This window comes from Streptomyces virginiae, from assembly GCF_041432505.1.
Lineage (GTDB): Bacteria > Actinomycetota > Actinomycetes > Streptomycetales > Streptomycetaceae > Streptomyces > Streptomyces virginiae_A.
On the sequence record NZ_CP107871.1, the window covers coordinates 270,970 to 292,846 of the forward strand.

At 71.5% G+C, this 21,877-nt stretch carries 19 protein-coding genes; 13 read left to right on the forward strand and 6 right to left on the reverse strand.

Annotated features, from left to right (window positions below; genetic code table 11):
* Positions 1 to 28: 28 nt before the first annotated feature.
* From OG624_RS01250 to OG624_RS01280, 7 genes are all read left to right on the forward strand, one after another.
* A complete protein-coding gene (locus tag OG624_RS01250; protein WP_033224305.1) occupies positions 29 to 1,303 on the forward strand; it encodes an ABC transporter substrate-binding protein in 1,275 nt (424 codons plus the stop codon).
* A gap of 216 nt (positions 1,304 to 1,519) precedes the next feature.
* Positions 1,520 to 3,202, forward strand: coding sequence for a glycoside hydrolase family 13 protein (locus OG624_RS01255; RefSeq protein WP_078909556.1), 1,683 nt, complete (start codon positions 1,520 to 1,522; stop codon positions 3,200 to 3,202).
* 123 nt (positions 3,203 to 3,325) lie between these two features.
* Positions 3,326 to 4,660: an ABC transporter substrate-binding protein gene (locus OG624_RS01260; RefSeq protein ID WP_371638898.1), complete on the forward strand. Its 1,335-nt coding sequence runs from the start codon at positions 3,326 to 3,328 to the stop codon at positions 4,658 to 4,660.
* Positions 4,661 to 4,670: 10 nt separating this feature from the next.
* Complete coding sequence (locus OG624_RS01265; protein ID WP_051763651.1) at positions 4,671 to 6,005, forward strand: ABC transporter permease; 1,335 nt, start codon at positions 4,671 to 4,673, stop codon at positions 6,003 to 6,005.
* Positions 6,002 to 6,949 carry a carbohydrate ABC transporter permease gene (locus OG624_RS01270; RefSeq protein ID WP_078909555.1) on the forward strand — a complete coding sequence of 316 codons (948 nt, stop codon included), beginning with the start codon at positions 6,002 to 6,004 and terminating at the stop codon, positions 6,947 to 6,949. Before OG624_RS01265 ends, OG624_RS01270 begins: the two co-directional genes overlap by 4 nt.
* Positions 6,950 to 7,501: 552 nt before the next feature.
* Positions 7,502 to 7,777 carry a hypothetical protein gene (locus OG624_RS01275; RefSeq protein WP_033224303.1) on the forward strand — a complete coding sequence of 92 codons (276 nt, stop codon included), beginning with the start codon at positions 7,502 to 7,504 and terminating at the stop codon, positions 7,775 to 7,777.
* 59 nt (positions 7,778 to 7,836) lie between these two features.
* Positions 7,837 to 8,229 carry an Imm7 family immunity protein gene (locus OG624_RS01280; RefSeq protein ID WP_033224302.1) on the forward strand — a complete coding sequence of 131 codons (393 nt, stop codon included), beginning with the start codon at positions 7,837 to 7,839 and terminating at the stop codon, positions 8,227 to 8,229.
* Positions 8,230 to 8,238: 9 nt separating this feature from the next.
* Here OG624_RS01280 and OG624_RS01285 read toward each other — a convergent pair whose 3' ends face one another.
* Positions 8,239 to 9,480 (reverse strand): saccharopine dehydrogenase family protein, encoded by a 1,242-nt coding sequence (locus tag OG624_RS01285; protein WP_266447084.1) that lies wholly within the window; start codon positions 9,478 to 9,480, stop codon positions 8,239 to 8,241.
* A 105-nt stretch (positions 9,481 to 9,585) separates the two neighbouring features.
* Between OG624_RS01285 and OG624_RS01290 the strand changes: the two genes are divergently transcribed.
* From OG624_RS01290 to ligA, 3 genes are all read left to right on the forward strand, one after another.
* Entirely contained in the window at positions 9,586 to 10,332 is a 747-nt protein-coding gene (locus OG624_RS01290; RefSeq protein WP_051763650.1) for a TetR/AcrR family transcriptional regulator, read from the forward strand.
* A gap of 105 nt (positions 10,333 to 10,437) precedes the next feature.
* On the forward strand, positions 10,438 to 11,961 hold the full coding sequence (locus tag OG624_RS01295; RefSeq protein WP_371638899.1) for an APC family permease: 1,524 nt from the start codon (positions 10,438 to 10,440) through the stop codon (positions 11,959 to 11,961).
* 111 nt (positions 11,962 to 12,072) lie between these two features.
* Entirely contained in the window at positions 12,073 to 14,136 is a 2,064-nt protein-coding gene (gene ligA, locus OG624_RS01300) for an NAD-dependent DNA ligase LigA (RefSeq protein WP_352163275.1), read from the forward strand.
* Between the two features lie 144 nt (positions 14,137 to 14,280).
* On the opposite strand, the gene OG624_RS01305 is transcribed toward ligA, so the two are convergent.
* Positions 14,281 to 16,452: a TerD family protein gene (locus tag OG624_RS01305; protein WP_371638900.1), complete on the reverse strand. Its 2,172-nt coding sequence runs from the start codon at positions 16,450 to 16,452 to the stop codon at positions 14,281 to 14,283.
* A gap of 154 nt (positions 16,453 to 16,606) precedes the next feature.
* Here OG624_RS01305 and cpt point away from each other — a divergent pair, with 154 nt between their 5' ends.
* On the forward strand, positions 16,607 to 17,128 hold the full coding sequence (cpt, locus tag OG624_RS01310) for a chloramphenicol phosphotransferase CPT (protein WP_033224298.1): 522 nt from the start codon (positions 16,607 to 16,609) through the stop codon (positions 17,126 to 17,128).
* 89 nt (positions 17,129 to 17,217) lie between these two features.
* Here the strand turns inward: cpt and OG624_RS01315 are convergent, their stop codons facing one another.
* Positions 17,218 to 17,697 (reverse strand): anthrone oxygenase family protein, encoded by a 480-nt coding sequence (locus OG624_RS01315; protein WP_371638901.1) that lies wholly within the window; start codon positions 17,695 to 17,697, stop codon positions 17,218 to 17,220.
* Positions 17,698 to 18,001: 304 nt separating this feature from the next.
* Between OG624_RS01315 and OG624_RS01320 the strand changes: the two genes are divergently transcribed.
* Positions 18,002 to 18,505: a GNAT family N-acetyltransferase gene (locus OG624_RS01320; protein WP_371638902.1), complete on the forward strand. Its 504-nt coding sequence runs from the start codon at positions 18,002 to 18,004 to the stop codon at positions 18,503 to 18,505.
* A 14-nt stretch (positions 18,506 to 18,519) separates the two neighbouring features.
* Here OG624_RS01320 and OG624_RS01325 read toward each other — a convergent pair whose 3' ends face one another.
* Both OG624_RS01325 and OG624_RS01330 read right to left on the reverse strand, forming a co-directional pair.
* Positions 18,520 to 19,530 carry an AraC family transcriptional regulator gene (locus OG624_RS01325; RefSeq protein WP_033224296.1) on the reverse strand — a complete coding sequence of 337 codons (1,011 nt, stop codon included), beginning with the start codon at positions 19,528 to 19,530 and terminating at the stop codon, positions 18,520 to 18,522.
* A gap of 62 nt (positions 19,531 to 19,592) precedes the next feature.
* Positions 19,593 to 20,432, reverse strand: coding sequence for an NmrA family NAD(P)-binding protein (locus OG624_RS01330; RefSeq protein ID WP_371640815.1), 840 nt, complete (start codon positions 20,430 to 20,432; stop codon positions 19,593 to 19,595).
* Between the two features lie 228 nt (positions 20,433 to 20,660).
* Between OG624_RS01330 and OG624_RS01335 the strand changes: the two genes are divergently transcribed.
* Positions 20,661 to 21,281, forward strand: a complete 621-nt coding sequence (locus tag OG624_RS01335; protein ID WP_371638903.1) for a GNAT family N-acetyltransferase — start codon at positions 20,661 to 20,663, stop codon at positions 21,279 to 21,281.
* Here OG624_RS01335 and OG624_RS01340 read toward each other — a convergent pair.
* The gene (locus OG624_RS01340; RefSeq protein ID WP_244290937.1) at positions 21,259 to 21,753 is read right to left on the reverse strand and encodes a hypothetical protein; all 495 of its coding nucleotides are present in this window, start codon (positions 21,751 to 21,753) and stop codon (positions 21,259 to 21,261) included. The genes OG624_RS01335 and OG624_RS01340 overlap by 23 nt on opposite strands.
* Between the last annotated feature and the right edge of the window lie 124 nt (positions 21,754 to 21,877).

Consider the following 21,877-nt stretch of genomic DNA (forward strand, 5'->3'; position numbering starts at 1 on the left):
CAGCCGGATCGTGCACTGGGAGGAATCTATGCGGTGGATGCGTGCCGCGGGTAGAGCTCTCCTGGTCGGGGCGGTCGTGCTGGCGGGATACACCGGTCTCGGCGCCCGCGCCGACGCGGGTCCCGCGTCCGAGGACCGCGGCCCGCTGACGCTCGTGACGGCGGGCGATCTGACGAACTACCTCCCTCCGCTCCTGGAGGACTGGAACGAGGCCCATCCCGAGGAGCGGGTCACGCTCGTCGAACTGCCGGACTCGGCGGACGAGACCCGGGCCCAGATGATCAGTGAGCTGCGATCGGGCCGCGATCGGTTCGACGTGCTGAACATCGACGTCGCCTGGACGTCCGAGTTCGCGGCGGCCGGTTGGATCTCCCCGCTCCGGCGTGAGCGCTTCCCGCTGGACGCCTTCCTGCGGCCCGTCGTCGACACCGCGACCTTCGACGGCCGGCTGTACGCGGTCCCGTACGTCACCAACGCGGGGCTGCTCTACTACCGCAAGGACATCCTGGACCGGGAGGGCGAGGAAGCGCCGCGCACCTGGGACGAGCTGGCCCGCCAGGCCCGCACGATCGCCCCGAAGTACGGACTGGACGGTTACGCCGGCCAGTTCCTCCCGTACGAGGGGCTCACGGTCAATGTCACCGAGGCGGTGCATTCGGCGGGCGGATCGATCCTGCGCGACGACGGGGCCCGGGTGAGCGTGGACTCGGACGAGGCGCGCGCCGGCCTGCGGTTCCTCGCGGACGGGGTGCGGGAGGGATGGATCTCCCGCGAGGCGCTCGGTTACAAGGAGGAGGAGTCGCGGCGGGCCTTCCAGGACGGTCGGCTGCTCTTCCTGCGGAACTGGCCCTACGTGTACGCGGACGCGAGCGCGGAGGGGTCGAAGGTCGCGGGCAGGTTCGGTGCCGTGCCGCTGCCCGGACCCGACGGGCCCGGTACCAGCGTGCTGGGCGGCTCCAACCTCGCCGTGAGCAGCCATGCGCGGCATCCGGCGTCGGCGGCCGACCTGATCTCCTACCTCACCAGTGAACGGGTCCAGCGGCAGGTGCTCACCAAGGGCTCGCTGCCTCCGGTGCGGGCCGCGCTGTACGAGGACCCCGAGCTGGTCCGGGCGTATCCGTACCTGCCCACGCTGCGCCGGAGCCTGCTGTCGGCGGTGCCGCGCCCCAAGAGTCCGCGCTACGACCAGGTGAGCCTCGCCGTGCAGGCCGTGGCGCAGGACCTGCTGGCGCTGCGCCAGACGCCGGAGCAGGCGTCGGCTCGGCTCGCGCGCGAGTTGGGGACCATCTCCCGCTCCGACTGATCGCATTCCGCCCCTCCTCCATCCTCAAGGGTCTCTACTTACATGTTAAGTAGAGACCCTTCGTCGTGCATGGGGTCACTCCAGTACAAATCACCCCAGCTTTTCGCTGTTTCTGGACACATCGTTGACACCTTCCGGTCGCTGCTACTTAACATGCATGCATAACAGCGCACCGATCCGGGGCGCTCTCGCATTCAGCAGACAGGTCGACGCGAGATGCTCAGCACCCTTCCGGCCGCCATCGGCCACCCCTCCCCCGCCGCCTCCACCTCGGCCCCTTGGTGGCGCGACGCGGTGATCTACCAGGTCTACGTCCGCAGCTTCCTCGACAGCACCGGCGACGGCATCGGTGACCTGGCCGGCGTCCGGGCCGGGCTCCCCTACCTGCGCAAGCTCGGTGTCGACGGCATCTGGCTCAGCCCCTTCTACCCGTCGCCGCAGCACGACCACGGCTACGACGTCGCCGACTACCGCGGCGTCGACCCGGTCTACGGCGACCTCGCCGAGTTCGACCTGCTGGCGGCCGACGCCCGTCGCCTCGGACTGAAGCTGCTGCTCGACATCGTTCCCAACCACTGCTCCAGCGAGCACCCGTGGTTCCAGGAGGCACTCGCCGCGGAGCCGGGCAGCCCGGAGCGCGCCCGCTTCCACTTCGCCCCCGGCCGCGGCCCGGACGGGGCCGAGCCTCCCAACAACTGGCACGCGATGTTCGGCGGTCCCGCGTGGAGCCGGACCACCGGGCCCGACGGCGCCCCCGGCGAGTGGTACCTGCACCTCTTCACGCCCGAACAGCCCGACCTGAATTGGCGCGACCCGGCGGTGGGCGACGAGTTCGAGGAGGTGCTGCGCTTCTGGCTGGACCGCGGGGTCGACGGCTTCCGCATCGATGTCGCCGCCGGACTGTTCAAGCACCCCGCGCTGCCCGACTCGGACGATCCCGCGGCCGACGAGCGGGCCCGCGACGCCGTCAACCAGCTGGCCTGGAACCAGCCCGAGGTGCACGGCGTGTGGCGACGCTGGCGCTCGGTCTGCGAGGAGTACACCGCCCGGGACGGCCGCGAGCGACTGCTGGTCGGCGAAGTGTCCGTGCCCACCGCGCGGGAGCACGCCGAGTACGTCCGCCCCGACGAACTGCACCAGGCGTTCTTCTTCGACCTGCTCAGCGCCCCCTGGGACGCCGACGCCTTCCGCGCGACGATCACCGACGCGATGCGCGACATCGCCGGCACCGGCTCCACCGTCACCTGGGTCCTCAACAACCACGACCAGGTCCGCACCGTCACCCGCTACGCGGGCGAGCCCGGGGTGGAAGGCAGCGGTCTGGGCGCCGCCCGTGCCCGCGCCGCGGCCCTCCTGATGCTCGCGCTGCCCGGCGCCGCCTACGTCTACCAGGGCGAGGAGCTCGGCCTCCCCGAGGTCCTCGACCTGCCCGACGAGGTCCTCACCGATCCGATCTTCCGCCGAACCGGAAGCCGCAAGCACGTCCGGGACGGCTGCCGCGTGCCGCTGCCCTGGTCCGGACACGCCTCCCCGTTCGGCTTCTCCGGGGAGGCGGCCGGCGCCAAGCCGTGGCTGCCGCAGCCCGAGTGGTTCGCCGAGCACGCCACCGACCGCGCCCTGGCCGACACCCGTTCCTTCTGGCACCTCTACCGCGACGGGCTCCAGCTGCGGCGCACCCTGCCGCAGCTCGGCGAAGGCCCCCTGCGCTGGCTGGACACGCCGCCTCAGGTGCTCGCGATCACCCGCGGCGACGGCCTCGTCTGCGCGGTGAACTTCGGTACCGAGCCCGTGCCCGCCCCGGTCCCCGGCACTCCGCTGCTCGCCAGCGGTCCCTGTCCCGACGGGGTGCTCCCCGCGGCGACCGCCGCCTGGTGGACGGCCGACTGCCCGACCCCGTGACCCCCGGCCCCTGACCTCCCCCTCCCCCTCTTTCTCCTTCCGCCCCTTCCTCCTCCCCCGCGCCCCCTCCATGTACGTCCGGACCCCGCCCCGTGTCCCGGACCTCCAGACAAGGACTCCCTCATGCGACGACCCAGCAAGACGACCCGGCGGACCGCGGCCACCGCATCGGCGGCCCTCACCCTCGCCCTCGGTGCCACGGCCTGCGGCGGCGGCACCACCGGACCCGCGAGCGGCGGCGAACTGAGCGGCCAGACCGTGACCGTGGCGGGTGTCTGGACCGGCAGCGAGCAGCAGAACTTCAAGAAGGTCCTGGACGCCTTCACCGAGAAGACCGGCGCGAAGACGGTCTTCATACCCTCCGGCGACAACGTCTCCACCTTCGTCGGAAGCAAGATCGAGGGCGGCAACGCGCCCGACGTGGTGATGGTCCCCCAGGTGGGCGTGCTCCAGCAGTTCGCCGCCAAGGGCTGGCTCCAGCCGCTGTCCGACCCGGCCGCCCGGAAGGCCGGCTCCACCCTCGCCCCGGTGTGGAAGAACTACGGCACCGTCGACGGCACGTACTACGGCCTCTACTTCAAGGCCGCCCACAAGTCGACCGTCTGGTACGCCCCCGAGGCCTTCGCCCAGGCCGGTGTCGCCGAGCCCACCAGCTACACCGACATGCTGAAGGCCGGCCGCACCCTCGCCGACTCCGGTCGCCCCGCCTTCGCCGTGGCCGGCGAGGACGGTTGGACCCTCACGGACTGGTTCGAGAACATCTACCTCTCCCAGGCCGGACCGGAGAAGTACGACCAGCTCGCCCAGCACAAGCTCAAGTGGACCGACGAGAGCGTCGTCAAGGCCCTGACCACCCTCGGCGAGCTGTTCAAGGACAAGCAGCTCGTCGCCGGCGGTGCCCAGACGGCGCTGAGCACCGACTTCCCCACGTCGGTCGCGCAGGTCTTCGGCCCCGAGCCCAAGGCGGGCATGGTCTACGAGGGCGACTTCGTCGGGGGCGTGGCCAAAGACCAGTTCGGCAAGAAGCTCGGCAAGGACGCCAAGTTCTTCCCCTTCCCCGCGGTCGACGGCGGCAAGGCGCCGGTCGTCAGCGGCGGCGACGCGGCCGTGGTCCTCAAGGACGCGAAGAACGGCAAGGCCGGTATGCAGCTGCTCGAGTACCTGGCCGGCTCCGAGGCCGCCGAGGTCTGGGCCCGCGCCGGCGGCTTCCTGTCCCCGAACAAGGAGGTCGACATCGCCTCGTACGGCGACGAGATCACCCGCAGCACCGCCAACTCCCTCATCGCGGCGGGCGACTCGATCCGCTTCGACATGTCGGACCAGGCCCCGGCCGCGTTCGGCGGCACCAAGGGCGCGGGTGAGTGGAAGCTCCTCCAGGACTTCCTGCGCGACCCGTCGGACCCGAAGGGCACGGCCGCCAAGCTCGAGGCCGAGGCCGCCAAGGCCTACGGGAACTGAGGCGACGTCCATGGCTGACACCGTGACCGCCACCCGCGGCCCGACCGACGGGCGGCGCCGGGCCCAGCGCAGGAAGCGCCGCCTCGCCATCGTCTTCGTCCTGCCCGCCCTGCTGCTGCTCGGCGCGCTGGTCGTCTACCCGGTCCTCTTCTCCTTCGGCCGCAGCCTCTTCGACGCCGACGGCGACCGTTTCGTCGGGGCCGCCAACTACGCGGCGATCGTGCAGGACCAGGCCACCCTGAAGGCGATCCGCAACAGCGCCCTGTGGGTCGTCGTCGCCCCGACCCTGCTGACCGGCCTCGGGCTGATGCTCGCCGTGCTCACCGAGAAGGTGCGCTGGGCGACCGCGTTCAAGCTCGTGCTCTTCCTGCCGATGGCCGTGTCGTTCCTCGCCGCCGGCATCATCTTCCGCCTCGCCTACGACCAGGACCCGTCCCGGGGCGTCCTCAACGCCGCCGTCGTCGGCGTCCACGACACCTTCCGCGACACCGCCGCCTATCCGACCGCCCGGGCCCGGGAGGGCCACGGCCTGACCGGCGGGGCGGGCGGCCCGTACGGCACCGAGGAGACCGTACGCCCCGGCCACGCGGTCGACCTCGGCTTCATCGGGGTGGCACCCGACGCGATGCCGGACGGAGCGAAGGCGGCGGCCTCCGCCGCTCCCGAGCCGGACACCATCGGGGGTGTCGTCTACCTCGACTTCGCCCCCGGCGGCGCCGGCACCCCCGGCCGTATCGACCCGGGCGAGAACGGGTTGCCCGGCATGAGGGTCGAGGCCGTCCGGGACGGCCGGGTGGCCGCCACCGCCGTCACGGCCGAGGACGGGTCGTTCCGCTTCACCGGGCTGGCCGACGGCGCGTACGCGGTCAGGCTGCCCGCGGCCAACTTCGCGGCCCCGTACCAGGGGGTGAACTGGCTCGGTCCGGCGCTGGTCACCCCGGCCATCATCGGCGCCTACCTGTGGGTGTGGACCGGTTTCTCGATGGTTCTGATCGGCGCCGGCCTCGCGGCCATCCCGCGGGACGCCCTGGAGGCCGCGCGGATGGACGGTGCCTCGGAGGGCCAGATCTTCCGCAAGATCACCGTGCCGCTGCTCGCTCCGGTGCTCACCGTCGTCTTCGTGACCCTGGTGATCAACGTGATGAAGGTCTTCGACCTCGTCTACATCATCGCGCCCGGACCGGTCCAGGAGGAGGCCAACGTACTGGCCACCCGCATGTGGCTGGTCTCCTTCGGCGGTGGCAACGACCAGGGGCTCGGCAGCGCGCTCAGCGTGGTGCTCCTCCTGCTCGTCGTCCCGGCGATGGTCTTCAACATCCGGCGCTTCCGAAGGAGTGGAGCATGAGCAGCGGCCACGGCACCATCGAGCGCCGACGGTCCCGGCGGACCGCGGATGTCCGCGCGGTCCCCGGCCCGTCGGCGAAGGGTCCGGGCCCCGGGCGCCGTCGCGGAAATCGGCTGTCGCGCCTGCTGAGCAGCTCCCTCGTGCAGGGTGCGCTGATCCTGGTGGCCCTGGTGTGGATCACCCCGTTGGCGGGCCTGCTCGTCTCCTCGCTGCGTTCCGAGGGCGACAACGCCTCCGACGGCTGGTGGACCGCGCTCGGCGATCCGTCCCAGCTGTCCCTGGACAACTACGGCGCCCTGCTGAAGGATTCCGGCATCGCGGAGGCGTTCGGGAACACCGTCCTGATCTCCGTGCCCACCACCGCCCTGGTGGTCGCCATCGCGGCACTCGCCGGATACGCCTTCGCGTGGCTGGAGTTCCCCGGCCGGGACGCCATCTTCCTGGTGGTCGTGGGACTGCTGGTGGTGCCCGTGCAGATCGGGCTGCTGCCGGTGGCCAAACTCTTCGGTGCGGTGGGGCTGTTCGGCACGGTCGCGGGCGTCGTCCTCTTCCACGTCGCCTACGGGTTGCCGTTCGCGATCTTCCTGCTGCGCAACTACTTCGCCGAGATACCGCGCGAAATGCTGGAAGCCGCCCGGATGGACGGCGGCAGCGAGTGGCGGATCTTCTCACGGCTGGTGCTGCCGCTCGGCCGCCCGGCCATCGCGAGCCTGGCCATCTTCCAATTCCTCTGGGTCTGGAACGACATGCTCGTGGCGCTGCTGTTCGCGGACAGCGGGTCCCAGCCGCTCACGGTCGCGCTGCAGTCCCAGATGCGGCAGTTCGGAAGCAACATCGGCGTCCTCGCGCCCGGGGCGTTCCTGTCCCTGGTGGTCCCGCTGATCGTCTTCTTCGCCTTCCAACGGCACTTCGTCCAGGGGGTGATGGCCGGCTCGGTGAAGTAGCCGTAGCCCCTTGCCGCGGGAGCGGGCCCTACCGGTGGTCGAGAGACCGTCCGCGGGGCCCGCTCCCGCGGCCGCACCGACCGTTTAGCGGGAACGGCACCCGGCCGTGCCACCATGCCGGTATGGAAGTCGACAGCTCGGGCAGAGCAGCCCCCTCGGACCGGGAGAAGTAGAGAGGGTCCGTTCTACGGGAGGACACCGCCCGTAGGTGAGGGCCGTCCTCGTGTCCTTGTCCGGGCAGACGCCGACCGCCGGGCCGGCCGCTCCGCCCACCGAGTCCGCGCAACCGCCTGTCGACCCGGGCGGTGTCACGTGAGCCGGACCGCCTCCGACGTCATCTCGGCCCGCACGATCGCGGCCCTGGCGGAGCGGCGTGCCGCCGGTGCGCGGCTGGGGCGGCCGCGCGCGTGCCCCGACACCGTGCTCCGCCGTACGGCTACTGCGTGCCGACGAGGGGGCTGCCGCATGACGACATAGATGCCGAAGGCCCGGACCGCAGGCCCTCCGCCTCGGTCCGGACGGCACGGCGCGGCGCGGCCCTAGAGTTGAGCCATGACGTGGAGCGAGGAGCAGTACCTCGACTGCCTGCGGTCCGAGCGGCGTGGCTACGCGTGGGTGATGCGGCATCACGGTGGGCTGACCCACGAGGAGGCCGAGGAAGCCGCCCTGGAGTGCTACCCGTACGAGCCGGCCGGCGACCCTTTGCGCGGACTCGTCTTCCACGACGAGGCGTGGCACTGGGCGATTCGGGCGATCCACGGTGCCGCGTACGTCGTGGACCGCCCGGACCTGGTCGATCCGTCACCGGCGTACCGGGCCCTCGGCTGAGCGTCGAGCGGACGTCGCCGACGCCGACGCCAACGCCGACGCCTCGATAGGCTCCCGCCATGTTCGAATACCACGGCTGGATCACTGTCCACGAGAGCGCCACGGACGACGACGACCCGAGCCGGAAGGCCGAGATCGTCGAGGGCCTTCGGCGCCGCGTCGACGAGATCGCCGGCCCCTACCTGCTCGACCTACGGTGGATGAACGGCGAGCTCTTCCTCCACATCGGGGGCTTCTCCAACCATCGCGCCCCCGAGATCCTCGACCTGTTCCGGCACGTCGGCGCGGTCGCGCCCGGCTCGTACGGCCTGCTGCACGTGCGTGACGACGAGGATCCCCGGCACGAGAACGACGTCCGTGTCCTGCGGATGGTCCGGGGGACCGTCACCGAGCACACCGAGTCGTCGCTGTCGCCGTGCATCCCCGTGCTCGAGGATCCCTTCAGCGGGTAGCACGTACGGTCAGTTGCCCGGGGTGTCGCCCTGTTCGCGCATGCCCCACGGGGAGCCGTACGCGGTGAGCAGGTCCAGGAACGGCTGCGGCGGCAGGGCCTCGGGGCCCAGCACTCCGGGCTGTGACCAGACTCCGGTGGCCAGGAGTTCGAGGGCCACCACCGGGTTGACGGCGGTCTGCCAGACCACGGCCTGGGAGCCGTACTCGCGCATGGACCACTGGTTGTCGACCACGTGGTAGAGGTAGACCTCGCGCGGCAGCCCGTCCTTGGTGCCCTTCACCCAGGTCCCGGCGCAGGTCTTTCCCGTCATCCGGTCCCCGAGCGTCGCGGGGTCGGGCAGGCAGGCGGCGACCACGTCGCGGGGTGAGACCCGGACCTCGGTGCCGTCCTCGCCGCGGACCGCGACCCGTTCGGTGGAGTCCAGGCCGAGGGCGTGAAGGGTCTTGAGCTTGCCGATGAAGTCGTCGCCGAGGCCGTACTTGAAGGTGACCCGGCGGGCTCCGACCCAGCGCGGTACGAGGAGGACCTCCTCGTGTTCGACGTTGACGCACTCGACGGGGCCGATGCCCTCGGGAAAGTCGAAGACCTCAGGCTCGCTGAACGGCTCGGTGGTGAACCAGCCGCGCTCGCGCTCGTAGACCACCGGCGGGTTCAGGCACTCCTCGATCGTCGTCCAGATGTTGAAGGACGGGGCGAAGTCGTAGCCCTCGACCGCCAGGTTCGCTCCGTCGCGGATGCCGATCTCCTCGATCTCGTCGAACAGGTGGTCGGCGGCGTAGCGGGCGAAGACGTCCGAGAGTCCGGGCTCGACGCCCATGCCGACGAGGGCGAGGCGGCCCGACTTCTCCCATTCCTCGGCCCGTTCGAACTGCTCGTCGCCGAGCTTGACCCCGCATGCGCTGTGCGGGTGCTCGGGGTGGGGGCGGGAGAGGGACATGGCCATGTCGAGGTAGTGGCTGCCGGCCGCGAGCGCGGCGTTGAACAGCGGCATCACGAAGCGCGGATCGGTGGCGTTCATCAGGACGTCGCATCCGCGCTCGGTGAGCAGGCTCGTGACCGCCGCCTCGTCGGAGGCGTCGACGCGACAGGCGCTGAAGCGCTGCTCCTCGCCGCCCAGGGCCGCGACCGCGGCCTCGGCGCGGGCCAGGTCGTAGTCGGCGACGACGAAGTGGTCGAAGAAGTCGCGGCGGGCGGCGATCTTGGTGATCGCGCTCCCGACACCGCCGGCACCCACAAGCAGAACACGCATGGCGAGGTCCTTTCTCTGTGAGGCGTGCGCCTCAGGGGGCTGATGGAACCGTTCCGTCCGAGTTAAGGTCAATGGTGTTGGCATAAGGATGGACGGAGGCGGGCGATGGCGAAGGACGTGGTCCCGGAGGAGGCCCGCAGGCGGCGGCGCCCGACCCGGCAGGGGACGGTGCTCTCCGAGCGGCTGATCGTCGAGACGGCCCTGCGGATGGTGCGCGAGCACGGGAGCGCGGGCCTGTCCGCCCGGCGGCTGGGCGCCGCGCTGGGCGCGGACCCCAGCACGCTGTACCGGTACTTCGACGGCATGGACGGGCTGACCCTGGCGATCGGCGAGGAGCTGATCGGCCGCGCGCTCGACGGCTGGGTCCCGACCGGGCGGTGGCGCGACGACCTGCGCTCGCTCGGGCTGCGCATCCACGGCGCCTACCTCGCCCACCCGCAGGCCGCGCTGCTGACCGCGAGCCGGGTCAGCGGCCGGCCGCGCGAGATCGCGGCGGACGAGGCGATCCTCGGCAGCCTGCGCGGCGCGGGCTTCGCCGACGCGGACGCCGTACGGATCTACCACGCCTACATCGACCAGGCGCTGGCCTTCGCGGCGCTCGACGCCGGGCCTCTCGCGCTGACGGAGAAGGCGCGGGCGTCGGACGAGGAGCGGTGGGAGTCGACGTACGCCCGGTTGCCGGCCGACACGTACCCGAACATCGCGGCCACCGCGGAACTGCTGGCCGCCCGGATGCCCCACAGCGCCTACCCGGTGGCGTTGGAGATGCTGCTGGACACCGCCGCGCGGCAGCTCGCGGACGCGGCGGGCGGCCGGGGTGCCGGGGACGGGGGCGCGGCCGGGCGCGAGTGACCGGGTCCGCGGGGCGCGCTTATGCCAACACCATTGACCCTCTGTGCGGAGCACGGGTTTCCTCATCGCATTCACGCCCCGTTCACCGTGCACCAGTGAGGGACCATGGTCGAAGACACCCCGCGGACGCCTGCCGCCGCCACGCTCAGACCGAACGCGATCGGGTTCGTCGACGCCCTCGCCATCGGGCTGAACGCCACCTCGCCGGCGTACTCGCTGGCCGCCGTGATCGGGCCGATCGTCGCCCTCGTCGGCGTCCACGCCCCCGGGGTGATGCTCGCGTCGTTCGTCCCGATGGTGCTCATCGCATCCGCTTTCTACTACCTGAACCGCGCCGATCCCGACTGCGGCACGACCTTTTCGTGGGTGACGCGTGCGCTGGGACCCACGACGGGCTGGCTGGGCGGCTGGGCGATCACGATGACCGGGGTCCTGGTGGTCGGCTCGCTCGCCGACGTGGCCGTCAACTTCGGTCTGTTGGCCGTCGGCCTGGACGGCTGGGCCGGGAACACGCTGATCCGGCAGGCACTCACCGTGCTGGTGATCGTGACGATGGCGGCCCTGTGCGTCCGGGACACCCAGGCGGCGGCCCGCCTGCAGAACGTCCTCGTGCTGCTGCAGACCGTCTGCCTGTTCGTCTTCGCGGCGGTGGCCCTGTACCGGGTCTACGACGGGACCGGCTCCCCGGGCGCGCTGCGGCCGTCCCTCGACTGGCTCGACCCGTTCGGATCCGGAAGCACGGCGCTGACCGGCGGACTGCTCCTCGGCGTCTTCGTCTACTGGGGCTGGGAGTCCGCCGTCAACCTCACCGAGGAGACGAAGGACCCCTCCTCCGCCCCGGGTCGGGCCGGCGTCTGGTCCACCGTCGTCCTCCTGGCCACCTACGTGTCCGTGGCCTTCGCGGTGGTCGCGTTCGCCGGCACCGGTTACCTCACGGCGCACGCCGACGACGAGGAGGCCGTCTTCGCGTCCCTGGCCCGAGATGCCCTCGGCGGCTGGGACTGGATCGTCCTGCTCGCCGTCGCCACCTCGGCGCTCGCCTCGACCCAGACGACGATCATCCCGGCCTCCCGTACCGCGCTGTCCATGGCGCGCAGGCACGCCCTCCCCCGCAGGTTCGGTCTGATCCACGACCGGTACCGCACCCCGGCCGTCGGCACCTGGTGGGTCGCGGGCACGGCCACCGTCTGGTACCTGTTCATCCATCAGGTCAGCGAGAACGCGCTCGCCGACTCGCTGACGGCCCTCTCCCTCCTGATCGCGTTCTACTACGCCCTCACCGGAATCGCCTGCGCGGTCTACCACCGGCGCCTGCTGACCTCGGGGGTGCGCGCGTTCCTGTTCATCGGCGCCGGTCCGCTCGTCGGCGCGGGGATGCTGATCTGGCTGCTCGTCGAGGCGGTCGTCGACATGGCGGATCCCGCCAACTCCGCGGGCGGCAGCTCCTGGTTCGGCCTCGGACCGCCGCTGGTCATCGCCCTCGGCCTGAGCCTCGTGGGGCTGCTGGTGATGCTCGCCCGGCGCGCGGCGTCCGGGACGTTCTGGACGGAGCGCCCGAGCGTCCACCAGGCGGAGCAGGTGGTGCCGAGCGTGTCGAAGCGGGCCGTGGAGCCGGCCGCCCGAGGGTGAACACACGGGGGACGTGCGGGCCGTGACGGTCCGCCGTCCCGCCGGGGCGGCTGTCGGTCGGCACCCGACTGGCCGGGCCGATTGTCAGTGGCTCGCGAGAGGATCGGTCCCATGATGAACCTTTCCGCCGATCAGGCGCTGTCCGGCATGTCCAGCCGCTCCGACTACGAGGCGGCGCTCGGGCGCCTGCGCGACGCATCGGGGGCGTACTACGCCGACGGCGACAGCCCGATGGACGACGCCACCTACGACCGGCTCCGGCTCGCCGTGCTGGCGTGGGAGGCGGAGCACCCCGAGGAGGTCGCCGTCGACTCCCCCACCGGGCAGGTCGGTGACGGCGCCGCCCCGGCCGGCGACGTCGCGCACACCACCCGGCTGCTCAGCCTGGACAACGTCTTCGACCCCGCCGGCCTGCTGTCGTGGGGCGAGTCCCTGCGGCGGCGGCTGGGCGAGGCGCCGGTCGGCGGGTTCACCGTCGAGCCGAAGCTGGACGGCGCGGCCGTCGCGGCCCGGTACCGGGCCGGGCGGCTGGTGCAGATCATCACGCGGGGCGACGGCAGCAGTGGTGAGGACATCAGCCATGTCATCGGGCAGATCGAGGGCCTGCCCGAGCGACTGCCGGTGCCGGCCACCTTCGAGGTGCGCGGCGAGGTGCTGTTCACCCAGGAGCAGTTCGAGGTGGCGAACGCGGTCCGCACCGCGCACGGCGCGCAGGTCTTCGCCAACCCCCGCAACGGCACGGCCGGCACGCTGCGGGCCAAGGACCGCCCGTACCGGCTGATGATGACGTTCTGGGCGTACGGCGCGGTCGAGCTGGACGGGGAATCGTTCCTGCCGGCCGGTGGCACACACGCCGCGACCCTGGCCGCGGTGGCGCGGGCCGGGGTCCGGACGACGGCGGACACCCCGGTCGGCCTGCACGTGGTCGCCACCCTCACCGAGGCCCAGCGGCGGGTCGACGAGATCGCCGCCCTGCGCGCGGGGCTGCCGTTCGGTATCGACGGGGTCGTGATCAAGCTCGACGACGCGGCCGAGCAGGAGGCGGTGGGACTGGGCAGCCGGTTCCCCTACTTCGCCGTCGCCTTCAAGCTCCCGGCCGTCGAGCGGCAGACCGTGCTGGAGGACGTGGTGTGGGAGGTCGGCCGGACCGGGGTGCTCGCCCCGACCGCCGTGCTCGCCCCGGTCCTGATCGACGGGTCCACGGTCACCCGGGCCACGCTGCACAACCCTGCCGACATCCGGCGCCGTGATCTCCACCTGGGCGACACCGTGACGGTCTACAAGGCGGGCGACATCATCCCGCGGGTCCAGGCCGCCGTGGTGGCGCTGCGGCCGGCCGGCGCGACGGAGGTGCCCCTGCCCGAGGCGTGCCCCCACTGCGGCGGGGAGATCGACAAGACGCAGGAACGGTGGCGCTGCGCGCAGGGCGCGGCCTGCGCCCTGCCGGCCCTCATCGAGTACGCCGCCGGGCGCGAGATGCTCGACATCGACGGGCTGGGCAGGACGTACGTCAAGGCCTTGGTCGACGCCGGTGCCGTCACGGACGTCGCCGACCTGTTCACCCTCTCCTTGGAGCAGCTCACCGCCGCCTCGGGGAGCGCCAAGCGGGCGGCGAAGCTCGCCGAGCAGATCGAGGCGGCGAAGGGCAGACCGTTGAGCCGTGTCGTGTGCGCGCTGGGCATTCTGGGCACCGGGCGCAGCATCTCGCGCCGTATCGCCCGGCACTTCGCCACGATGGACGCCGTCCGTGCGGCCGACGCCCTGGACATGCAGGCCGTGGACGGGATCGGCCCGGAGAAGGCGCCGGTGATCGTCGAACAGATCGCCGCCCTGGCCGCGGTCATCGACAAGCTCGCCGCCGCGGGCGTCACCATGGACGAGCCGCGGGAGGAGTCGGATGCGCAGGGCTTCGGGCCGCTGGCCGGCAAGGTCGTGGTGGTGACCGGGAAGATGACCGGGGCGTTGGAGGGCCAAGGGCGGGACGCGATGAACGCGTTGATCGAGAAGGCCGGCGGGCGCGCGGGCAGCGGGGTCAGCGCCCGGACCACCATCCTGGTCTCCGCGCCCTCCGCGAGCGGCAAGCCCAGCTCGAAGGCGGTCAAGGCCGCCGAACTCGGCGTCGAGGTGCTTACTCCGGAGGCCTTCGCCGAACTGGTCGCCGACTACCTGAGCTGAGGCGGGCCACGAAAAACCTCCGGCCGTCCCGCGTGACGCGAGGACGGCCGGAGGTTCGAGTCGGTGGCGAGGGAAGCGAAGAGGCTACTTTAGGAGTGTTGAGAAGGAAGCCCCTTCATGGCCTCGCCACGGCCACGTTAACAGTCACTCGGGGATCAGGTCACGCAGATTTTCGGGGGTGACGATCCGCGACCCCGGGTGCAGCTTCTCGGGCCGCTCCAGGCCGATGTAGGTGACGGGGCCCGCCGGGACCGTCCTCCCGTCCCACACGGTCACGGTGGTGGCGCTGCCGGTCATCAACTCGATCAGGTAGCGCACGGTGAGCTGCTCGCGGTCGACGATGGCGCGCATCAGCATCGCGACCGTCACCCGGTTGCCCTCGACCCGGTTGTACGACGGGGATCCCGTCAGGTACAGGTGCAGCCACTTGGCTCGCCACCGGCCGTCGGCCCCGCGCAGGAACACCAGCGGCAGTGCGATCCGGCCCGGCCCGCGCAGGTCCGACTTCATCCGCACCGTCCGAGGCTCGAACGGTCGCCCCTGCTGCTCGGTTCCGCGCAGCATGAAGCCGAAGAACGACTCCTCGACCTCCTCGAAGCCTTCCCCGGAGAAGATGTTGACCTGCGGGACGATGCAGGTGCCGCGTACGGCGTCCAGGCGTAGGTCGATGAACTCCGAGGCCCCGTCGGGTGCGTTCGTGATGTCACCGGAGTGCGCTCCGCCGACGTCGGTGAGGTTGGTGTACGAGAGCCAGGAGATGGTCGAGTAGTCGGGAGCGAGCAGCGCCGCCGACAGGTCGTAGTCGGTGCTGCGCTCGGTCTGCTTCCAGTACACGAAGAACCGCAGCAGTTCGCCGTCGACCGGGGAGATCGAGCCGCGGGGCAGCACGCCGAGCCCGGACGTGGTCGCCTTGCCGCTGAGCGGCAGTGCCACGTCCAGGACGTCCGGGTCGATCAGCAGGTGGTCCGCGGTGGGCAGTCGGCGGCGGAGTTCCGCGTCGATCGCGGTGATCATCCGCTTGCATTCGGGCTCGAACACCGGCGCGCGGGTGTCTTCGGTGACCCAGGCCCGGCCGGAGCGGTTGACGAACACGCGCTGTTCGCCGGTCGCCTCCGGGCGGTTGTGCAGGTGCTGGCGTACCGACAGCAGGACGCGGCCGGAGACGTCGGGCAGGACCTGCTCGGCGGCGGCCACGACCGTGTCGCGCTCGTCCTGCGTGAAGGCGGAGCGCAGCAGTCGGTCCAGGGAGCGCAGCAGCTTGCCGGGGGCGGCCGTCAGCAGGGCGGCCGCTCCGGTGGTGTCGAGCCGGGCGTGCAGCTCCTCGACCCGACTGTCGAAGGTACGGGCCTCCTTCTCGCCGCGGGCGACGGCGAACACGTCGGCCGCGTGCGGCCACTGCGGGTACTCGTGCGGGTGCAGCCGCTCGCCGAGCCGCTTCCACATCTCACGGTGGGCGTGCACGTCGGCGAGCTTGGCGGGCGCCGCGCCGACGACCGCGTCGAGGCCCGCGAGCAACGCCCGGCGCGCGGCGCGGGAGATGCCCCGCAGCCGGGTCGGCTCCTGCAGGCCGACGTCGCCGCCCGCGAGCGCGCAGGCGAGGCGGAGCACGTCGGTGACCGTGTCCAGCAGCAGGCCCGTACCGGCCTTCAGTCGGGCCTCGTTGACCACGGCCCGGTTCTCCCGGACGGGGATCTCCTCGGGCTGCGGTCCGTCGGCACAGTGGCCGGCGAGGTCCCCCAGGTCCCGCAGTCCGTCCTCGCCGAGGGGTGTGGTGCTGCCCGCCAACGCCAGGTAGAGGGCGGTGAGTTCGTCGTCCAAGGCGCCGCCGAGGTGCAGGACGGTCATACGGTCGCCCGCCACGGCGATCAGCTCGTCGTGGTGGGTCAGCATCTCGGCGTACGTGTGCCGGTAGTTCCCGTACGAGGGGAGGGTGAGCAGGTTCACCACGCCGGTGCTCAGCTGCTCCAGGGTGCTCTCGCGGGTGCTGTCGTCGGCGAGCGCCTCGGCTATGCACCGCATCCAGAAGTCGAAGGTGTCCGGCACGTTGGCCGGGAAGTCGATGAAGTAGGCGTTGTGCTGCACGTGGTCGCCGACCATCTCGCGGACGGTGCCCAGCGTTCGTACGGCGGTGTCGACGACCGCCCCCTCGGCCAGTCCTGACAGGTGTTCGAGCAGCTGTGCCGAGAGCTTGAAGCCCACGGACATCAAGGCGGCGTCGAACTGTTGCGCCGCGACTGCGCCCTCCCCGATGGGTCCCGTGGGGCGGGGGATGCGGTGGGTGTGCCGGAGAACCAGGGGGTCGAGTCGGTGGACCATTCCCGCATGATCCCAAGGCCGAGCGGACAGCCGCACCCGGTTTTCGTGGGGCCGGTGCGATGTCGGGCGGGTGCGGTGTCGGGCCCGGTGCGGTGTCCGCCGAAACCGGTTCCGTCGCGGACGCGTCGGGTCCTACTGTGGCCCGGTGACTCAGATGATCATTCTCAACGGTGGTTCCAGCTCGGGCAAGTCCGGGATCGTTCGGTGTCTGCAGTCCGTGCTGCCGGATCCGTGGCTGGCGTTCGGGTGCGATGCCTTCGTCGACACCCTGCCCGCCGCGATGCGGGAGGCGGAGGAGGGGATCGGGATCGCGGCGGACGGCACGGTGAGCGTCGGGGCGACCTTCCGGGCGCTGGAAGCGGCCTGGACGGAGGGGATCGTGACGATGGCCCGTGCGGGAGCACGGATCATCATCGACGACGTGTTCCTCGGTGGGGCGGCGTCCCAGCAGCGGTGGCGGAACGCCCTGGGCGACGTACCGGTCCTGTGGGTCGGCGTGCGGTGTGACGGTGCGGTGGCCGCGGGCCGTGAGATCGCGCGCGGGGACCGTGTCAGGGGTATGGCGGCGGCGCAGGCGGACGCGGTGCACCGGGGAGTCACCTACGACATCGAGGTGGACACCACGCGCGCCGAATCGCTGGAGTGTGCGCGGGTCATCGCCTCCCACGCCGGCTGACCCGCGCGGCGCCTCCCGATGCCGCCGCGGCGGGTATTCCGTCGCGGCGGTGTCGGGCAGGCTTCCACGGCGTCCGCGCGGGGGTGCGCTCAGCGCGTGGCACGGCCGTGGAGCAGCGTCGCACGCGCGAGCGCGGTCAGGGCCACGGTGCAGAGCAGGGTGCGCAGGATGTTCGTGGTGACCCAGGTGGACTTGAACCGCTCGACGATCGCGAAGTCCTTCATCTGCTCGACGGCGCCCGCGTCCGCGAGTTCGTTGTTGAGCGGGATGTTCACGGCGAAGGTGATCACGAGGACGACGAGGTACGCGACCGCGGCCGCCCCGGCCCACAGGGCGGTGGCGCGTCTGCCGCCGCGGTATTCCACGACCGCCGAGGCGGCGGCCGCCACCAGGGCCAGCAGGAACACCGAGCCGAAGAGCGGATTTCCGTCGATGGCCTTGTTGAACGCGCGCATCGCGGTGACGTACGTCTGCTCGTCACCCGCCGCCAGCCCCGGCATCACCGAAACGTCGAAGGCGAAGAACAGCCCGGCCATGAGCCCCACCAACACGGTGGACAGGGTGATCAAGGTGGCGGCGAGCCTGGTGCTCCGCGGCCCACCCGCCGCTGCCGAAGAGGCCGGCGGCGGGCTCGGAACGTGCGGTGTCGGGTTGACGGTCATTCGACTCTCGTCCTCTTCCCACAGTCAATACAGCACGATGCGATGCAGTGCGGTGCGACGCGTTGTGAACGCGAACGACCGATCGTGACATCGTCTGTTCGATCTTCCGCCAGGTTTCCCTGACCCCTTGGGTGAATCTTTAGCCACGGCCACCACGAGGCCGGCCTCGAACCCGCCGAAGGGGTGCCGAGGCCGGCGATACCCTGGACCCATGCCGTCTTCGAACACCTCAGCGCCGGGCGCGCTGCGCCTGGAACCCGTCACCGCCGACACCTTCGACGCGGTGTGCGCGATACAGGTCCGCCCCGACCAGGCCCACCTGGTCTCCCCCGTGGTGAAGTCGCTCGCCGAGGCGTACCTGCACACGGCGGCGGCCTGGCCGCGGGCCATCGTCGACGGCGACGAGATCGTCGGCTTCGTCATGGCCTTCCACGGCATCCTCTGGAACCCGGCCGTCGACCCCGACGACCGCCGCAGCGGCATATGGCGCCTCAACATCGACGCCCGCCACCAGGGCAAGGGCTACGGCCGCTTCGCCGTCCGCGCGGCCACCGAAGAGATCCGGACCCGCGGCATCCGCGAGGCGTACGTCAGTTGGCACACCGGCGCGAACAGCCCGGAGCCCTTCTACCTCGGCCTCGGTTTCCGTCCCACCGGCGAACTCAGCGGGGACGAACGCGTGGCGCGACTCTCCCTCGCCCCGGACCGCGCCTAGGACGTCCAGGACGTCTAGGACACGGCCCGGCCGAGCACGACCGTGCCCCGCGGTCCCTGGGCCATCGCCGCGTCCGGCGCCGGCGTGCCCGAGCGGAACTCCCGTGGGCTGACACCCCGGACCCGCTTGAAGGCGGCCGACAGCGCGAAGGCGCTGCTGTAGCCCACCTTGCGGGCCACCTTCTCGACCGTGGCATCCGGTTCACGCAGGAGATCGGCCGCCAGCGCCAGGCGCCAGCCCGTCAGATAGCCGACGGGCGGCTCGCCGACGAGCTCCGTGAAACGGCGCGCCAGCGACGCCCGGGAGACGCCCACCTTCAGGGCCAGTTCCTCCACGGTCCATCCGTGCGCCGGGCTCTCGTGCAGCAGCCGCAGCGCCGGCCCCACCACCGGATCGCCCTGGGCCCGGAACCAGCCCGGGGTGCCGGAGCCGGGGGCCGCGAGCCACGCTCGCAACACCCCGATCAGCAGCAGGTCCAACAGCCGGTCCAGGACCACTTCCTGGCCCGGCTCCTCGCCGGAGATCTCCGAGGCGAGGAGCGCGATCAGCGTGGAGTCGGCGGTCCCGGCCGGCCTCACCAGGATCGTGGGCAGCGCGCTCAGCAGCCGGCCGCCGACCTCGCCCGGCGCCTGGTACGTACCGCTCAGCATCACCGCCGCCCCGGCGTCGGGGCGGGCGACGCCCCAGGTCCGTACACCGAGCGCCATCGAGTCCGTGACGTCCCCGGCCTCCGGCGTACTGCATCGCTGGTCCGGCCCCACCGTGATCTGGACGGGGGTGTCCGGCAGGTCCGCGACCGTGTACGGCGCGGGCCCGCGTACGACGGCCACGTCGCCCGGGTCGATCCGGACCGGCTCGGCGTCCGGATCGTCGGGCAGCAGCCAGGCCGAGCCCTGCGTCATGGTCACGACGGACAGCGGGGCACGGTCCTCGATCCGCATCGACCACGGAGGGTTGAGCACCGACTTCTGCAGAAACGCGCCACGGGCCTGCGGGCCCGTGAGAAGACCGGCCAGCATGTCCATACGCACATCCTCCCCCGGACGCAACGACGTCCCGGCACGCTCCCAGGCGCGGCGGGTCCGCATCAGACGGCCCGGAGGTCCCAGACACCGGTGGCCGCCGCCTCCCGGGCGAAGTCCGAGAAGTCCCGGGGCCGTCGCCCCAGCACTTCCTCGACCCCGTCGACGAGGTGCGCGTTGCGCCCGTCCAGGATCAGGGTGAACAGCTCGGCGAAGTCCTCCGGCAGCCCGTTCTCACGCAGCACCGCACGATAGTCCTCCATCGGGATGGGTGCATAGGTGATCTCACGGCCGGTCACCTTCGAGAGCTCGGCGGCCACGTCGTCGAATCCCAACAGGCGTGGCCCCGACAGCTCGTACGTCTTCCCGATGTGCCGGTCGTCGGTCAGCGCGGCCACCACCACGTCGGCGATGTCTCCGGTGTCGACGAACGCCTCGACCGCGTCCGCCGTCGGCATCACGATCTCGCCCGACCGGACGGATTCGAGGAAGAAGCTCTGGTCGAAGTTCTGGTTGAACCAGCTCGACCGGACGATCGTCCAGTCCGCGCCGGACGCCTTCAGCCCCTCCTCACTCGCACGCGCCGCTTCCTCGCCACGCCCCGACAGCAGCACCAGGCGCCGGGCTCCGGCCGCGACCGCCACCTCCGCGAAGGCCGTCACCTGAACGGACGCCCCGGGGAAGGCGAGATCGGGGTAGTAGGTCACGTACACCCGGTCGACGTCTTCGAGCGCCGGGAGCCAGGTCGCGGGATCGTTCCAGTCGAAGGGCGGCTCGCCGCGGCGGGATCCGACCCGGACCGGGCGGCCCTGGGCCGTGAGCCGCTCGGCGACCTTGCGGCCGGTCTTGCCGGTTCCCCCGATCACCAGGGTGATGCCGTCGGCGTCGGCGTGCTCCACGACCATGTCCTGCTCGTTGCGGTGTTCGTTCCGGTTCTCGTTCTGGTTCTCGTTCTGGTTCTCGTTCTTCGTCGTCTTCGTCATGACCCCAGTCAAATCCACCGATGCGAGACGCGACATGGCCGAAGAGCTCACCTGCATACGCGAGCGTCCATCGGGCCCGGCCGTACGCGTGCGGCACGGGGCCCGGGAAACGGGATGACAGGGCGGCGGGCGGGGAGGAAGACTCGCGGGATGCGCGAACGTGTCGAAGTTTCCTCGGGTTTGGTGCTGCGTAGATGGGCCCCGCGTGACGCGGCCGCCGTGACGACCGCGTTCGCGGATCCCCTCATGCGTGAGCAGACCGGCCTTCCCATCGGTTCGCCGGAGGACGCACTGCGGTGGATCGCCGAGCGTGCCGACGAGTGGGAGGTCGGCTCCGCCTTCTCCTTCTCCGTCGTCGACGGCGCCGACACCGTGCTGGGACAGGTGTCGGTCGGCGCGGTGAACCGGCGGCACTCCGTCGGCTGGGTCTCCTACTGGACGACGGCCGCGGCGCGGGGGCGGGGCGTGGCCTCGCACGCCTGCCGGGCTCTCGCGCGCTGGGCGTTCGACGAGGCCGAACTGTTCCGGCTGGAGCTGGGGCACCGGGTGAACAACCCCGGCTCGTGCCGGGTCGCTCACGCCGCGGGCTTCGCCGTGGAAGGACTCCAGCGCCAGAAGCTCGCGTACGACGGCATCCGCTACGACGTCGAGTGTCACGCCCGTCTGGCGACGGACCCCGTGCCGGACCCTCATCCGGGTCCGGCACTTTTCGAAAGGGGCGGCCTCGTGCTCGGGTCGTCGGACGAGTTCAGTACACGAGCTTGTACGTGACGTCCTTCGGGACCGGGGCCGGTGCGGTGTCCGTGTAGAGGAGCCGGATCGTGGTGAAGCGGTCCACGTCCGGGTGGCCCGGCCAGGGCTCCGGACTGCTCAGGGTCACCGTCACGGGGTAGGAGCGGAAGCGGCCGGCGGCGCAGTAGGGGACACAGTCGTTGACCATGTCGGTGCCCTTGGCCGTGGCGGTCTTCGGCCCCCAGGTGTCCCACTTCAGTCCGACGAGGCGATTGTTGCCGTCCCCGCAGGCCAGCAGGTACTCCTCGGGGCGTACCTGGGACTGCGAGAAGCAGTCGACGACCACGAGGGGCTCCGCCGGGGCCGCTACGGCCCGGGGGCTCTGCGCGGAGGCCGGGATGGCGGCCGCGGCGAGAGCCGCCGCCGCACACAGAACGGTGGCGGTCCGCACCCTGGCCTTGAACCAGGACCGGGGTGCGCGAATGAGCCGGCCGTCTTCTGAGGTGTCCACGAGGCCTCCTCGCCCTGATGTCCCGCTGTCGGCGGTGCGGCTAGGTCGTCCCTTTCGGATTTCGTCTGTCAGGACGCGGACCCGGCAAGATCCGAAAGAGACGGCTAGACCCAGCTTCCCCCAT